13 protein-coding genes and 1 pseudogene are annotated in these 15118 nt (G+C 63.9%); 7 read left to right on the top strand and 7 right to left on the bottom strand.

What is annotated here, in order from left to right; genetic code table 11:
• Nucleotides 1-73: 73 nt before the first annotated feature.
• On the top strand, nucleotides 74-2779 hold the full coding sequence (rph, locus tag WG208_RS10585) for a rifamycin-inactivating phosphotransferase (protein WP_337171323.1): 2706 nt from the start codon (nucleotides 74-76) through the stop codon (nucleotides 2777-2779).
• A 15-nt stretch (nucleotides 2780-2794) separates the two neighbouring features.
• Here the strand turns inward: rph and WG208_RS10580 are convergent, their stop codons facing one another.
• On the bottom strand, nucleotides 2795-3280 hold the full coding sequence (locus WG208_RS10580; RefSeq protein WP_337171322.1) for a ferritin: 486 nt from the start codon (nucleotides 3278-3280) through the stop codon (nucleotides 2795-2797).
• Nucleotides 3281-3414: 134 nt separating this feature from the next.
• Nucleotides 3415-4212, bottom strand: a complete 798-nt coding sequence (locus WG208_RS10575; RefSeq protein ID WP_337171321.1) for an exodeoxyribonuclease III — start codon at nucleotides 4210-4212, stop codon at nucleotides 3415-3417.
• 86 nt (nucleotides 4213-4298) lie between these two features.
• Between WG208_RS10575 and WG208_RS18765 the strand changes: the two are divergent.
• The 3 genes and pseudogenes from WG208_RS18765 to WG208_RS10565 all read left to right on the top strand — a co-directional run.
• A pseudogene (locus tag WG208_RS18765) lies at nucleotides 4299-4631 on the top strand (FRG domain-containing protein); the annotation flags it as partial.
• An 80-nt stretch (nucleotides 4632-4711) separates the two neighbouring features.
• A complete protein-coding gene (locus tag WG208_RS10570; protein ID WP_337171320.1) occupies nucleotides 4712-5152 on the top strand; it encodes a hypothetical protein in 441 nt (146 codons plus the stop codon).
• 61 nt (nucleotides 5153-5213) lie between these two features.
• A complete protein-coding gene (locus WG208_RS10565) occupies nucleotides 5214-6740 on the top strand; it encodes a hypothetical protein (protein ID WP_337171319.1) in 1527 nt (508 codons plus the stop codon).
• Nucleotides 6741-6790: 50 nt separating this feature from the next.
• Here the strand turns inward: WG208_RS10565 and WG208_RS10560 are convergent, their stop codons facing one another.
• Complete coding sequence (locus tag WG208_RS10560) at nucleotides 6791-7885, bottom strand: hypothetical protein (protein WP_337171318.1); 1095 nt, start codon at nucleotides 7883-7885, stop codon at nucleotides 6791-6793.
• An 81-nt stretch (nucleotides 7886-7966) separates the two neighbouring features.
• Between WG208_RS10560 and WG208_RS10555 the strand changes: the two genes are divergently transcribed.
• Entirely contained in the window at nucleotides 7967-8803 is an 837-nt protein-coding gene (locus WG208_RS10555; protein WP_337171317.1) for a hypothetical protein, read from the top strand.
• An 18-nt stretch (nucleotides 8804-8821) separates the two neighbouring features.
• Here the strand turns inward: WG208_RS10555 and bla are convergent, their stop codons facing one another.
• Together bla and WG208_RS10545 are read right to left on the bottom strand one after the other, a co-directional pair.
• The gene (gene bla / locus WG208_RS10550) at nucleotides 8822-9664 is read right to left on the bottom strand and encodes a subclass B3 metallo-beta-lactamase (RefSeq protein WP_337171316.1); all 843 of its coding nucleotides are present in this window, start codon (nucleotides 9662-9664) and stop codon (nucleotides 8822-8824) included.
• A gap of 44 nt (nucleotides 9665-9708) precedes the next feature.
• Nucleotides 9709-10194 carry a hypothetical protein gene (locus WG208_RS10545; protein ID WP_337171315.1) on the bottom strand — a complete coding sequence of 162 codons (486 nt, stop codon included), beginning with the start codon at nucleotides 10192-10194 and terminating at the stop codon, nucleotides 9709-9711.
• A gap of 132 nt (nucleotides 10195-10326) precedes the next feature.
• Here WG208_RS10545 and WG208_RS10540 point away from each other — a divergent pair, with 132 nt between their 5' ends.
• The gene (locus WG208_RS10540; protein WP_337171314.1) at nucleotides 10327-10710 is read left to right on the top strand and encodes a VOC family protein; all 384 of its coding nucleotides are present in this window, start codon (nucleotides 10327-10329) and stop codon (nucleotides 10708-10710) included.
• Between the two features lie 16 nt (nucleotides 10711-10726).
• Here WG208_RS10540 and WG208_RS10535 read toward each other — a convergent pair whose 3' ends face one another.
• Nucleotides 10727-11644 (bottom strand): alpha/beta hydrolase, encoded by a 918-nt coding sequence (locus WG208_RS10535; protein ID WP_337171313.1) that lies wholly within the window; start codon nucleotides 11642-11644, stop codon nucleotides 10727-10729.
• A gap of 172 nt (nucleotides 11645-11816) precedes the next feature.
• Nucleotides 11817-14027 carry a catalase/peroxidase HPI gene (gene katG, locus WG208_RS10530; RefSeq protein WP_337171312.1) on the bottom strand — a complete coding sequence of 737 codons (2211 nt, stop codon included), beginning with the start codon at nucleotides 14025-14027 and terminating at the stop codon, nucleotides 11817-11819.
• 172 nt (nucleotides 14028-14199) lie between these two features.
• Here katG and WG208_RS10525 point away from each other — a divergent pair, with 172 nt between their 5' ends.
• Nucleotides 14200-15099, top strand: coding sequence for a LysR family transcriptional regulator (locus tag WG208_RS10525; protein ID WP_337171311.1), 900 nt, complete (start codon nucleotides 14200-14202; stop codon nucleotides 15097-15099).
• The last annotated feature ends 19 nt before the right edge of the window (nucleotides 15100-15118 follow it).

Genomic DNA, 15118 nt, shown 5'->3' with positions numbered 1-15118 from the left:
CCCGTGGCTCTAGACTTGCGCGCTTTGCGAGAGCAGGGCCGGAGCCTTTCATGCACGCAGACGGGAGTGAGCGATGAATCACGCGACGCATCACGGGATCAAACACGGGACAAGTCACGATGTGTTGGACCTCAGGGAGATCGGTCGGCACCGCGCTCGCAGGGATGACACGCCGATCGCCATGGTGGGTGGGAAGGGCGCCCATCTGGGAGCGCTGTCACACATCGAAGGAATCGATGTCCCCGCCGGATTCTGCATCACCACCAATGCGTTCCGGCGCATCATCGCGGTTGCACGGGCCGGCGATGCCCGGTTCGACGATCATCTCGATCAGCTGACCCGTCCCGACCCCATCGGCCAGGAGACGGTGCGGACATCGAGCGCTGTGCTGCGCGACATCATCGAAGCCGCCGCCATTCCGCCGGATCTCACACGGGCGATTGCACAGGCCATCGAACAGGTACACGCGCGATCCGACGCCGCGATCGCGTGGGCCGTTCGTTCGAGTGCCACCGCGGAGGACCTGCCCACCGCGTCTTTTGCCGGACAGCAGGACACGTATCTCAATGTCATCGGCACCGCCGACGTTCTCCGGCACATCAGCAAGTGCTGGGCGTCGTTGTTCAGCGAACGGGCCGTGACCTATCGTCTGCGCAACGGCATCGATCACCGACAGGTGTACATGGCCGTCGTCGTGCAGCAGATGGTGTTCCCGCACGCCGCGGGCATGCTCTTCACCGCCGATCCGGTCTCCGGCAGCCGCCGGATCTCCGTCGTGGAAGCCGGCTTTGGACTCGGTGAAGCGCTCGTCACCGGCCTGACCAATGCCGACCGATATGAGGTCAGAGGTGGCGCCATCATCACGAAGACGATTGCCGCAAAGACGCTCGTGGTACGGACCTCACCAGGGGGAGGAACCACATCACGGGCTGTGGAAGGAGTCCGGCAACATGATCCGGCACTGACCGACGATCAGGTCATCCGGCTCGTGGAGCTCGGTGGCCGGATCGCCGCACATTTCGGCAGTCCTCAGGATATCGAATGGTGTCTGGTGGACGACGGGTTCGCGATCGTGCAGAGCCGACCCATCACGACCCTGTTTCCCATCCCCGAGACACACGACGGCACGAACCACGTCTATCTGTCCGTCGGTCATCAGCAGATGATGACCGATCCCATGAAGCCATTGGGGATCTCGTTCTGGCAACTGACCACGCCGAAGCCCATGAGCGTGGCGGGTGGGAGATTGTTCGTCGACGTCACCGAAACGCTCGCCTCACCGGTGCAGCGTGCCGGCCTGCTGGACATGATCGGCAAATCCGATCCCCTGCTCCCCGAACTGCTGCAGGAGATCATCGACCGGGGCGACTTCCTTCCTCCCGACAGCAGCGCCGCCACATGGCCGATGGGCGATATCGCACCGGCGGGCGCACCGGCAGGCGCACTGGCGCCGGTGGAAGACGATCCTGCCATCGTCACGACGCTCATCGCACGCAATCGCGACTCGGTCGCCACACTGCAGCAGGAGATCCAGGGCAAGACCGGTCTGGCGCTCATCGAATTCATCCTCACCGATATCCAGGAGCTCAGGCGGCTGCTGTTTCATCCAGAGAGTCATCGGGTGATCATGGCGGCGATGAACGCGACGTGGTGGCTCGACGAGCATCTTCGGGCGTGGCTGGGCGACAAGCGCGCCGTCGATGCGCTCACGCTGTCGGTGGCGAACAACATCACATCGGAGATGGGGCTGGCGTTGCTGGATGTCGCCGACGTCATCCGTCCCTATCCGGACGTCGTGCGTTTTCTCGGGCACGCGCTCGAGCAGGCCGATGCACATTTTCTCGACGCGCTGCCTGCGGTGGACGGCGGTACGCAGGCACGGGAGGCCATCGGGAGGTGGCTGCACACATACGGCATGCGCGGCGTGGGAGAGATCGACATCACGAGGCCGCGCTGGAGCGAGCGGCCGCTCATGCTGCTGCCACTCCTGCTCGGCAACATCCGCAACTTCGAGCCGGGCGCCAGCGCACGACGTTTCGCCGAGGGACTCGATGTGGCGCGCGAAACGGAGCGTGATGTGCTGACCCATCTCCGCGATCTGCCCGATAGCGAACAGAAGGTTGCGGAAACCAGGCGCATGATCGACCGCGTGCGGACATTGATCGGCTACCGCGAATATCCCAAGTACGGCATGGTGAGTCGCTACTTCATCTACAAACAGGCCCTGCTTGGCGAAGCGGAGCGTCTCGTGCGGGACGGCGTGCTGCACGAGTGTGAGGACATCTACTATCTCACGCTACAGGAATTGCGGGATGTCGTACGGACACATGTGGCGGACGCCGGGCTCATTCTCAAACGCCGGGACGCGTTTCGCGGCTATCAGGCACTCACCCCGCCGCGTGTGCTCACTTCGGACGGGGAGTGCATCAATGGGAAATACCGGCGAGCCGACATCCCCGCGGGCGCACTGGTCGGTTTGCCGGTGTCCGCGGGGACGGTGGAAGGGCGGGCTCGCGTGGTGCTGGACATCGCCACGGCGACCATCGAACCGGGGGACATTCTGGTGACGGCGTACACCGATCCGAGCTGGACGCCGCTGTTCGTCGCGGCGAGAGGACTGGTGACCGAGGTGGGTGGTCTCATGACTCATGGCGCCGTGATCGCCCGCGAGTACGGTCTGCCCGCCGTCGTGGGAGTGGAGGGCGCCACGAAGCGCATTCGTGATAGGCAACGTATCCGTCTCCATGGCACGGAGGGATACATCGAGTTCCTGTCATGAGACCACTGACCGCCGTCAGCCTCCGTGCACGAGATACGCTTCGACCGACAGCAGATTGCGTTCGCCGGCCATGCGGACCACGCCGAGCAGTCGGGTCATCTTGTTCACTTCCTCGAGCTGCTCGTCCACGAACCACTGCAGGAAGTTCTGCGCGAGATAGTCACTTTCACTGGCGGCCATGTCCATGAGACGTTTGATCTGACCGGTGACTTCCACTTCCCACCTGAGCGCGGCCGACAGTGCTTCCTCGGCCGACGCGAACGTATGCACGGGTTCCTTGATGGGGGGAAGCCGGAGTTCGCCTCCGGTTTCCACCACATAATGCAGCAGCTTCTGTGCGTGTTCCCGTTCCTCGTCGGCCTGCTTGAAGAACAGTTTCGCCAGTTGCGCGAGATGGATGCGATGGAAATGCGCACCGATGGCGTAGTACTGCAGGCTGGCGCCGAACTCGTTGCCGATCTGGGCATTGATGGCCTGGGCAAGTGTCGCGCTGATCAGCATGGGAGCTCCTTTCACACGATGGGATGAACCACGGACTTCCCGCAGTCTATCGGGTCTTCGGATAGAGGCAAGCGGGCGTGATGCGATGGCTCCCGATGAAAATCGTTCCCAAAAAAGAATGCATCCTGCGCGCCCTATACATCGAGGGTGATGCTCACCGGACAGTGATCGCTTCCCATCACATCCGCATGAATCTCGGCGGCCGTCACGGCGTCGCGGAGCGCGGAAGAGACCAGCACGTAGTCGATTCTCCAGCCCACGTTCCGGGCACGCGAGTTCGCGAAATGGCTCCACCAAGTGTAATGACCGTTGCCCTGTTCGAAGATGCGGAGCGAGTCCACGAAGCCCGCATCGAGGAATGCCTGGAATCCCTGGCGTTCCTCGGTGGTGAACCCTTTCTTGCCGCGATTGGGTTTGGGGTTGGCCAGATCGAGTTCGGTGTGGGCCACATTGAGATCACCACAGAATACCACGGGCTTCTTCTTTTCGAGCGCTTTGCAGTGCGCGAGGAACGCCGGATCCCAGTTGACGGAGCGCAGTGGCAGTCGACTCAGGTCGTCCTTGGCGTTCGGGGTGTACACGGTCACTACATAGAACTTCGGGAATTCCGCCGTGATGATCCGGCCTTCGGTGGTGCTGTCGCGGCCCGCGTCGTCGACGAAGGTGAAACGCTTGGCCACCGCGCTGGAGAAGCCAAGACTGACACTCAGTGGCTCGGTCCGGCTGAAGATCGCCGTGCCCGAATAGCCCTTGGTCGTGGCGGAGTTCCAGTACTCGTGATAGTCCGGCAGGTCGATCTCCACCTGCTCACGTTCGGATTTGGTTTCCTGCAGGCACAGAACGTCGGGGCGATGTGCGTCGATGAAAGGGAGAAAGTTTCCTTTCTTCAGCACGGCCCGCAGGCCGTTCACGTTCCAGGAGTAGATCTTCATATGCCGTGCGTGGTTGAACGGTGAAAGGCGTGAGGCCGGTCGCTGCATTCCGCCGGTGTCGTACGCTGCTCCATACGTTGTGCTGTATGGCGCCCCGCCGGTGGTCGTGTCAATATTGTGCGCACGAGGGCCTCACCATGACTGGCACGTCCGCACGCATCACCGGTATCGCGCAGTTCGTCACGGAAATTCTCCGCATCCGTACGGAGTGGTTTCCCGAGGATCAGCACCCTGAAATCTGGTACCGCGGGGTCGGGAGCACACTGTACGACCTGGTACCGGGGGCGTATTGGCGCCGGAACTGCGATGAAGGCAGTCTGGTGCTCAGTTTCCGCAGCATGGCTCCGGCGCTTCTGCAGCAGCAGCCGCAGGACGACTGGGACTGGTACTTCCTCATGCAGCACTACGGGCTGCCCACACGTCTGCTCGACTGGACCGAGAGCCCGCTGGCGGCGCTCTATTTCGCGCTGGAATTCCAGCCGGCGCGGGACCAGGTGCCGTGTGTGTGTGGATCCTCGATCCACTGGCGCTCAACCGATTGTCGGGAACCGAAGCCATCGTGGTGCCGCGTCCGGGCCTGTGGTCGGACTACTGGCTGCCCGACCTCTGCGGCCGCGGTATCGCGATCGCTCCGGTTGGTGACGATGGGCCGGCCGACAACAGCCGGCCTCTGGCGATATTCCCCAAGCGCCACAATCCGCGCATCGTCGCCCAGCGGGGAACGTTCACCGTGCATGGTATCGATGAGACGCCCATCAATCGCCTGCCGCTGGTGGCGGGTGATGGCACGTCGGCGCGCAGTTTCTGCGTGGAGATCGATCCCGCGGCGCGTGATGCGATGTGGGCGGAGCTCTGGGCACTGGGGATCAACAAGGCGTCCATCTATCCGGAACCCCAGAGCCTCGCCGAGGACCTCAAGCGGGCCTATCGGGCCCAGTAGTCTGCGGTAGTCGACGCGCGATCCCGTTTTCGCGATCACGTTTTTCGGAGTCGGAGCAGGTATGGCGAACCGCATGGTGGTGGCTCTCGTGCATGGATGGTCGGTCACCAACACCGACACGTACGGCGCCCTGCCGGAACAACTCGTCGCCCGCGCGGCCGCGGCCGGCGTGACCCTCGAGCGGCGTGACGTCTTCCTCGGACGTTACGTGTCCTTCGACGACGCGGTCACGATGGCCGATCTCACGCGCGCGCTCGAAGCCGCGGTGCAACGGGAGATCGTCCCCACGCTCGCGAAGAACGAACGCTTCGCGATGATCACGCACAGCACGGGCGGACCGCTCGCCCGTGAGTGGTGGCGGCGTTTTCACAATGGATCGTCCGCGAACTGTCCGGCGAGTCATCTGGTGATGTTGGCGCCGGCCAACTTCGGCAGCGCGTTGGCGCAACTGGGCAAGAGCCGCATCAGCCGGTTGAAGAGCTGGGCTCAGGATGTCGAGCCGGGTGTGGGGGTGCTGAACTGGCTCGAACTGGGCAGCCCGGAGGCGTGGTCGCTGAATCTGGATTGGACGAACAAGCGTATCCGTTCGTCGGAGAACGCACCGGTGTACCCCTTCGTACTCACCGGGCAATCCATCGATCGCTCCCTGTACGACTATCTCAATACCTACACCGCGGAGATGGGCAGCGATGGCGTGGTGCGCGCGGCGGCGGCCAATCTGAACTCCCGCTATGTGCTGCTGCGCCAACAGTACGTGGGTGGCCGGCTGACCAAAAAGCCCTGGCCCCTGGAGCTTCGCGCCAATCGCATCAATGCCGCGCCGAACACGCCGTTCCGTCTCATTCAGGGAGCGGCACATTCCGGTGAGGCGCGTGGCATCATGCGCTCGTTGCAGGCTGGAACACCGGACACGGGACTCGATACGACGGAGCAGGTGTGGCGCTGTCTCACCGTGCAGTCGATGGAGGCCTATCGTGAGCTGAACAAGGTGTTCACCGAAGAGACGGCGCGCATCGTCGAGCATGAGCGTGTGGAGATCGAGGCGGTGCGGCTTCTGCCGGATCGCGAGCACATCCACGATCCCTGCGCGATGCTCGTCGTGCGGGTGGTCGATACGGAGGGATTTCCCGTCACCGACTTCGATCTGCTGTTCACCGATCACACGGGGAATCCAGACGGACTGCCGCGCGGCTTCCTGGTCGATCGGCAGCAGAACCGCCGCGCGCCGAACCATCTCACGTTCTTCTTCAATCACGCCGCGCTCACGGGCGCACCGGCGGTCGCCGATCCGAGGAATCCGGCGCGTGAACTGCGGCCGGCTCTGACCGGCCTCAAGGGACTGGGCATCCGGATCACCGCCCGTCCGGACAACGGTTTCGTGTTCTACATGCCGGCCGAATACATCGCGGAACAGCGTTCCATGCTGGATGCGTTGCGGCCACACGAGACCACGCTTCTGGAGATCGTGCTGCAGCGTCTCGTGGATGGATCCGTGGCCGCTTTCGACAAGGCCACGGCACCGCGCCGTTCATTCAAGGACGTGAAGCTGAGCGGTCCGATCGATGAGGATGCGGCGGCGGGTTCCTGACGTGGGATGGCATCACATCCGGATCTGCCCGATATCGTGCGTCGGATGAGTCATGGGGAGCAGTATGGTGCGGCCTCGTTCCATCCGATGACCAGGCGGGCCCCCACACCCATCACGCAGGTGGTCCGGGTGGCTTCGTGGAACGCCATCGCGAGCCACCCGCGATTGGTGGCTTCCAGTATGGCGATTCGCACGCCATTGGGTATGTCCACACGCAAACGATCGATCGACGTGGTGTAGCTCGCCGAGTCGGCATAGGCCGCCTCCTGCTTCATGACGAGTTGCTGCAACAACGCGGTGAGTGCGGCTCGTTCGGTCGCCGACCCGGCAGTGGAAGGCGTCGGGGGAAGATTTCCGCGCTTGTGAGCGCTACCGGCGCCCCGCAGAGAAAGTCCGACGATCTGCGGCAGCCCGTCCTGATCGGTGGATTGGCCGATGGCCATCGTGTCGTTCACGAACTGCAGACGGAAAGGGCTGCCAAAAACGGCGCTGTGCAGCGGGGCACCAGCGGCATCGAATACCTGCCATGTCGCAGATGTGATCCCGCGGGCCGCCCAGAGGTCTCCATTCCGGGCCTGACGAACCACCACGGGATGCCACGATCGTGTACGGGTGTCGACGACCTCGCGGGCGATACGGCTCAGCGCCTGCACAGACGGGGCGCGTTGTGGATCGATGGACGCGTTGAAAACCAGAGTGCCTTCGGCCACCCAGGCGGCCGCGGTGGTCAGGCTGGCAGCATCGGCACCGGTTGCCAGCACCCGCGCATATTCGCCGGAAGGTGACAGCAAAAGCCATCGGCGCAGTCCTGCATCGAATGCGGCAATCGAATCGCCGCGATAGCCCACGAAATCTGGCGCCACACGAAACTCGCCCGGGCCGGCACCGGCGCGGCTCATCTGCCGCACGGTGGCACGGGCCTCCGACCACACACGAACCGTGACGGGTTTGGTATCGGCGAACAACACGCCTCCGTTGTCCACCACGCGGATACCGCCGAGCGCGGCGATCTCCAGCGGTTCTCCATTCTGCTCGAGGGGGAAGACACGCGCCCCCCGCAGTAATTTCCCGGTGGCCAACGAAGGGGCCGACTGGGCAACCAGCAGCGTCGGCGCAATCAGCAGGGCGGCAAGAAAGACTCGCATGACAAGATTCCTCGGTGCGGGATGGACCACCAACAATCGACGATCCGCGTCGGACCGGTGTCACACTGGTGGGGAGGACGCATGCTGATCCGCGCGGGTCGTTCGAATGGGCGCGTGTCGTGGTGGCCACGCCTGCTGGCTCTGGGCATGCTGGCGGGCATCGCAGACCGGATCGAGGCGCAGGAGTGCCCACGTTCGACACTGCCGGCGTACGCTCACAATGACTATGCGAACCCCAGGCCGCTGCTGGACGCACTCGCGCTGGGATTCCGTGGCGTCGAAGCGGATGTCTTTCTGATCGATGGTGTGTTGCGGGTGGGGCATGACCAACGCACGGCCCGCACGGGAGGAACGCTCGATTCACTCTATCTCGCACCACTCCGTTCTCGTATCGCACGCTGCGGGGCATTGACCACCGATGGGCGGCCTTTTCTCCTGACCATCGAAATCAAGGAGGCCTCGCCGCCGACGTATGACGCCGTGCGTACGCTGCTTGCCAGCTATCGCGAGCTGCTCGAGCGCCATGGCGCCAACCCCGCATTATCCGTCGTGCTGGTAGGCTGGTCGCCCTCGGCGTCACCAGCGGACGGAAGCATCGATGCGCTGATCGGTGTGCAGCACCGTCTGATGCGCACCGATACATGGCGCCCGAACACACTCGACGCGCGTGTGCATCTCATCAGTCTCGACTATGGAAAAACCATCGGGCGATGGTGGCGCACTTCCGGTGGACGACAGCAGTGGTGGAATGCGCTGCGCGCCGTCCGGGCTGCCGCGCCCGATCGACTCATTCGTGTGCACAACGTGCCGGTCGATTCGGCGATCTACGTCCGGTTGTACGATGCCGGTGTGGATCTGATCGGTACCAAGCAGCTCGCGGAGTCGGAGCGGATTCTGCGACCACTTGGCAGGCACTGAATCCGCTGATGCATCCCGCTACTGCACGTGTCCCCGACGAAACCGTGCTTCGGCCGAGTCGACATAGGCGCGATAGCCTACGGGATCGATGAAAGGCGTCACCGGGTCGGTGACCGAGTCCCGTGCGGCAAACTTGCGATATCGACCCCAGAGTCTGGCGTGAGAGCTGACCCAGATATCCGCCGGCAGGGCACGCAGCACCACAAAGCTCCGCTCGAAATCCGCGTCCTGCTCCGGGTAGCCGCCAATGCCGAGTTTCACCAGACTGCAGGCACTCACCACCTGCAGGACACGCTCGCCGTCATGAACCGGCAACGACCAGGATGTGCATCCGCGCGTATGTCCGCCCGTGATGTGGGCCGTCAACACGATGGGGCCGACACGCACCATGTCACCGTCGACGAGACGATGATCGACGCGTGCCACGGGATATCCCAGGATCCTCGCACGGAACAGTGCGCGCAGCGGCCATGGGAGATCGACATCGTCTCCACCCGCTTCGATGACGTCGGCACTGGCTGCACTGGCCCAGAGTGTTGCCCCCGAAGCCTGCTGCAGCGCCGCCAGTCCGCCGGCATGATCATGATGCGGCTCTGAGTTGAGCAGCACTTTCACATCCCGGATGTCGAACCCCAGCTTCGCGATGCTGGCGATGATCATCGGTGCCGTGCCGGGATACCCACCGTCGATCAGTACGTGTCCTTCGGGGCCGGCAATGAGAAACGCCGCGACATCATTGGCCCCGACATAGTAAAAATTGCCCGCGATCCGGAACGGCTCGGCCGGCTGCTGTCCGCCGCGGTCTCCATTGGCCTTCCATACGCGGAAGAGTGCGAAGAGACAGGCGACTGTGAACAGCAACAGCAGCAGACGGGTCCGACGCGTGAAGAAACGGCGTGGGGCGCTCAGTGCCGGTCTCCCAGTTGCCGATCGACGCGTTCATCCAGTACGGGTGAGGCATCGGAATCAGTCCCTGCCGTGAGCAGGTCCCGCCGCGCGGCGCGGCGGGCCAGCATCAGCGATCCCGACGCCGCGAGCGCGCCGCCCAGGGTGGTGATGGCCAGAACGAAGACCGGCAGTCCCGCCGATACGCCCTTGCTGCCGAGGATGAGCCCGGCCAATGCGCCGAGGGCAGCAAAAACAGGTAGGGAGAGCTCGTCGAATCGACGGCGGCCGGCAGCAACGAACAACACGACGGCGAAGATCAGACCGCCCAGAAATGCAGGAATGGCCAGGGTCTGTGGCCACATGTCCACCGCGGATGCCCCAGGCAGACCGCCCGGCAGCACATTGTCGAGCAACTCGATCACACCACCGACCGCCGCGCCACCCATGGCCCAGACGAGGCCCATGCCGAGTACGCCGCGCAGGCGTCTCAACCAGATTGTCACACCGTGTCCGTTGTCAGGGAGGAAGAGGTTCCGGGTGATCGTGCTTTGCAATATAAAGTACTCTCCGGCTCGGTCTCCTGCAACCCACCTGTGCTGGCGCGGCACCTCCATGACGGTAGGTTCGGGAGGACCATGACCCGACTCCTCGCTGCCGAACCGCAACTCCACGTCCGCGACCTCCACGCCTCCGTCGACTACTACACGCGTGTGCTCGGCTTTTCCGTCGCTTTCGTGTACGGGGATCCGCCATTCTATGGCCAGGTGCACCGGGATGGCGTACGACTCAATCTGCGCCACCTCGATGTGCATCCGATCGACCCCACCCTGCGCGATGCCGAACAATTGTTGACGGCTTCCATCGTGCTCGATGACGCGGACCCGTTGTTCCGCGAGTACCAGCGCAGCGGAGCCCTCATCGTTCAGCCGCTCCAGGACGAAACGTGGGGAGCCACGACATTCATCGTGGCCGATCCCGATGGCAATCGACTGCTCTTCGCCAGCGGCAGCTCCGCATAGACGGCACCGTCGTTCGTCACGGGGCGTCCAGAAATCTCGTGACGAGCTGCACCGCGGCGGGAATGCATTCCTCGCACGCGTGCATCGCCGACAGTTCGCCGATGTAGGCACCATGTTCGGCGCCCGGGAAGATCGCGAGCTGGGCATGAGGCAGGAGTCGCGCCATGCGCACGGCATGCTCGGGGCGAATGGCATCGGCATCACCGATCATCACCAGTGTCGGCGCCCGGATCGCGCGAATCTCGTCGTCGGTCCAGTCGTGAAAACCGTTGAGACGGGCCATGAGTTTGTCGGCGAGTGCCGGCAGTCGCGTGGTGTCGGGCGCGCTCTCCAGATACGCCTGGCGAAGCGCGGGAGGCATCTTCGCCGGATCGGGCGGCAGCTTGAAGAACGCCCACAGGGAATCGGGAATGCCGTCTTTCGTGACAAACCCCGATGCGACGATGAGGCGATGCGTCAGTGCCGGATGACGACGCGCCAATTGCAGCGTGGTATTGGCGCCGTTGCTGAATCCGAACACATCGGCCTGTGTCACGCCAAGATGCGCGAGCAGTGCGGCCACATCGTCGGCGTCCTGCTCGAAGGAAAGCGGGGCAGGGCGATCGGGTGTGTGACCGTGGCCCTGCAGTTCGATGGCGATGATCTGCCGTGACGAAGCCAACAGCGGCAGCACGCGTCCGAATGTGGTCGTGATCGTCGATCCGCCTCCGTGGAGCAGCACCAGCGGAGGTCTCCGATCGCGACTGCGACCGTGGATTTCGTAATACATCGGGAGCCCGTTCACGGTGGTGTACTGGCCCGTTGCTGCCGATTCACCAGCCCGCATCACCGGATGGGTCGACCCCGGTTTGGTGCAGGCGCCGAGCACCGAGGTCGCGAAGGCCAGACAAATTCCGCGCCCGACGCGAACAGGCAGACTCTTGGGGCCAGCCATACCGCCTCTCAAGTAAAGGGTTCCCGGGTAGAACAAATACTAAAGTAATTGCTTAAGTAAATGCCTGAGTGTCTTATCAGTCAAGTGGATAATTGAGTATTGCGCTGCGGGTATGAAAAACGGGGCGCCCCGGCCACTGCCGAAGCGCCCCGCCTCCCGCCTCATCCGCCAATCAGGCCAGGTCGAAACGATCCAGGTTCATCACCTTCGTCCACGCCGCCACGAAGTCCTGCACGAACTTCTCCTGCGCGTCGGATTCGCCGTACACCTCGGCCAGCGCGCGCAGCTGCGAGTTCGAACCGAACACCAGGTCTGCCCGCGTTGCGGTCCACTTCACCTCACCCGAAGCGCGGTCATGCACTTCGAAGAGATTCGGCGAGCCGTCCACTGCCTTCCAGGCCGCGCGCATGTCGAGCAGGTTCACGAAGAAGTCGTTCGTGAGCGTCTCGGGGCGCGACGTGAACACCCCGTGCTGGCTCTGCCCGGCGTTCGCATTCAGCACGCGCAAACCGCCCACCAGTACGGTCATCTCCGGCGCGGACAGCGTGAGCAGCTGCGCCCGGTCCACCAGCAATTCTTCGGGCGAGATGCTGTAGGTCTTCTTCAGATAGTTGCGGAAACCGTCGGCGATGGGCTCGAGCACCGCGAACGACTCCACATCGGTCTGCTCCTGTGTCGCGTCCATGCGCCCCGGGGTGAAGGGCACGGTGATGTCCACACCGGCCTTTCGTGCTGCCTGCTTCACCGCCGCATTGCCACCCAGCACGATGAGATCGGCCAGCGAGACGCGCTTGTTGCCCGCCTGCGCGGCATTGAAGGTCTGCTGGATGCTCTCGAGGGTGCCGAGCACTTTGCTGAGCTGGGCGGGTTGATTCACCTCCCAGTCCTTCTGCGGCGCGAGACGAATACGCGCCCCGTTGGCTCCGCCGCGCTTGTCGGAGCCGCGGAACGTCGACGCCGATGCCCAGGCGGTGGAGACGAGTTCGGCGATCGACAATCCCGACGCGAGGATCTGCGCTTCGAGTGCGGCGATGTCGTGGGCGTTCACGAGTTCATGATCGACCGACGGAATGGGATCCTGCCAGACCAGTTCCTCGGCCGGCACCTCGGCGCCGAGATAGCGCGAGCGCGGTCCCATGTCACGGTGCGTGAGTTTGAACCATGCGCGCGCGAACGCATCGGCGAACTCGTCGGGATTTTCGTAGAACCGCCGCGAGATCTTCTCGTAGGCCGGATCGACACGCAGCGCGATGTCGCTCGTGAGCATCGCCGGCGCATGACGCTTGCTGGGATCGTGCGCGTCCGGCACCGAGTCCGCGCCCTGTCCGAACTTCGGCGTCCACTGATGCGCACCAGCGGGGCTCCTGGTGAGCTCCCAGTCGTAACCGAAGAGGTTCCAGAAGAAGTTGCTGCTCCACTTCGTGGGCGTCGACGTCCACGTGACTTCGAGACCGCTGCCGATCGTATCGCCACCGCGACCCGTGCCATGACTGTTGGCCCATCCCAGGCCCTGCTCGGTGATGTCGGCGCCTTCGGGTTCCGCTCCGACATGGACCACGTCGCCCGCGCCATGCGTCTTGCCGAACGTGTGTCCACCGGCAATGAGCGCCACGGTTTCTTCATCGTTCATGGCCATGCGCTTGAACGTCTCGCGGATGTCACGCGCGGAGGCGGCCGGATCGGGATTGCCGTTCGGTCCTTCGGGGTTCACGTAGATGAGCCCCATCTGCACGGCGGCCAGCGGGTTCTCGAGATCACGGTCTCCCGAATAGCGCTGGTCTTCGAGCCACTTGCCTTCGCTGCCCCAGTAGATGTCCTGCTCGGGTTCCCACACGTCTTCACGGCCACCGGCAAACCCGAACGTCTTGAAGCCCATGGATTCGAGCGCGACGTTGCCGGCGAGAATCATGAGATCGGCCCAGGAAATCTTGCGGCCGTACTTCTGCTTGATCGGCCACAGCAGGCGGCGGGCCTTGTCGAGATTGACGTTGTCGGGCCAGCTGTTGAGTGGTGCGAAACGCTGCGAGCCGGAGCCCGCGCCACCGCGACCATCGCCCACGCGATAGGTGCCGGCGCTGTGCCAGGCCATGCGGATGAACAACGGACCGTAGTGGCCGAAGTCGGCCGGCCACCAATCCTGCGAATCGGTCATCAGCGCGGTCAGATCCTGCTTGATGGCCGCAAGATCGAGCGTCCTGAATTCTTCGGCGTAGTTGAACTCCGCCCCCATGGGATTCGACGAGGGGGAATGCTGATGCAGGACGCCGAGGTTGAGCTGGTTGGGCCACCAGTCACGGGTCGATCGCCCGCGGGGCGTGGTGGTGGTATGCGCGCCATGCGCGACCGGGCACTTGCCCTCGGATTCAGCCGAGTGTCCTTCCATGTGCGTACGTCTCCGAAGCGGAGCGGTGATGGTGTCGAACCGCGGTGTGGTACCGCGCGACGAGCATGCCCCTGTGGCGGGCAGATCCAATGCGGCGAAGGATAGGCCGCCGAGTGATAGGCGGCAATGGGTGTTGGCTTATGGAAGGTATAGGTAATTGCTATATTGAGGTATGGATTCGATCCTTTTACGCGCGTTTCTCGAGACGGCTGATGCGGGAAGTCTGAGCCGCGCCGCCCGTCAGCTTGGCTTGTCCCAGCCTTCCCTCACCGGACAGATCCAGCGGCTCGAACAGGAGCTGGCAACATCGTTGTTCACGCGTCATGGCCGCGGGATGGCGCTCACGGAGGCCGGAAAGACGCTCTACCCCCGGGCGCGCCGCATTCTCGAAGTGATGCGGGAAACCGAGGACGTGGTGCGGCGGGAGGGCGCCGAATCGCACGGGGTGCTCAGGGTGGGAGTGATTCCGACCATCGCGCCCTATGTGCTGCCGGACGCGCTACGGCGCTGGCGCGCGCGTGGTGACGCGCGTGGCGATGCGGACCGGGTGGAATTGCGGGAGGACTACAGCGCCGTGCTGGCGAAGTTGTTGCTCGACGGCATGCTCGACGTGGTGATCGCCGCCCAGCCGTATCACTTCGATCACATGGACATCGAGTCGCTCGGTGTCGATCAGTTGCTGGTGGCGGTGCCGGCGCAGCATCCCGCCGCGCGGGCGGGTCGCATCACGTTGGCGCAGTTACGCGAAGCACCGGCGGTGACGCTCGATCCGGCCCACTGTCTCGGCGAGCAGGTGGCCGGGTTCTGCTCCAGTCAGCAGGTGCAGCCGTCGGTGGTGTGCCGGAGTGCGCAACTGGCGACAGTGCTGGAGCTGGTGGGCACCGGAGTCGGCGTGTCGATCGTGCCCGCGATCGCGGCGGTCCGTCACAACACGCCGCAGTGTGCCTATGTGCCGCTCACCGATCATTCCCTGCAACGCGAGATCGTCGCGGTGTGGCGACGCGGTGCTTCGCGGCCGCTTCATGCACAGACGTTCGTGGAGTGCGTGCGGGACGTGGTGCGCGGATGGTAGCGCCTCACGTCCCGCATGC

Origin of the sequence: Gemmatimonas aurantiaca, from assembly GCF_037190085.1 — a bacterium.
GTDB lineage: Bacteria > Gemmatimonadota > Gemmatimonadetes > Gemmatimonadales > Gemmatimonadaceae > Gemmatimonas > Gemmatimonas aurantiaca_A.
Note: the sequence above shows the minus strand (reverse complement) of the source record. Positions and strands in the feature narration are given on the sequence as shown.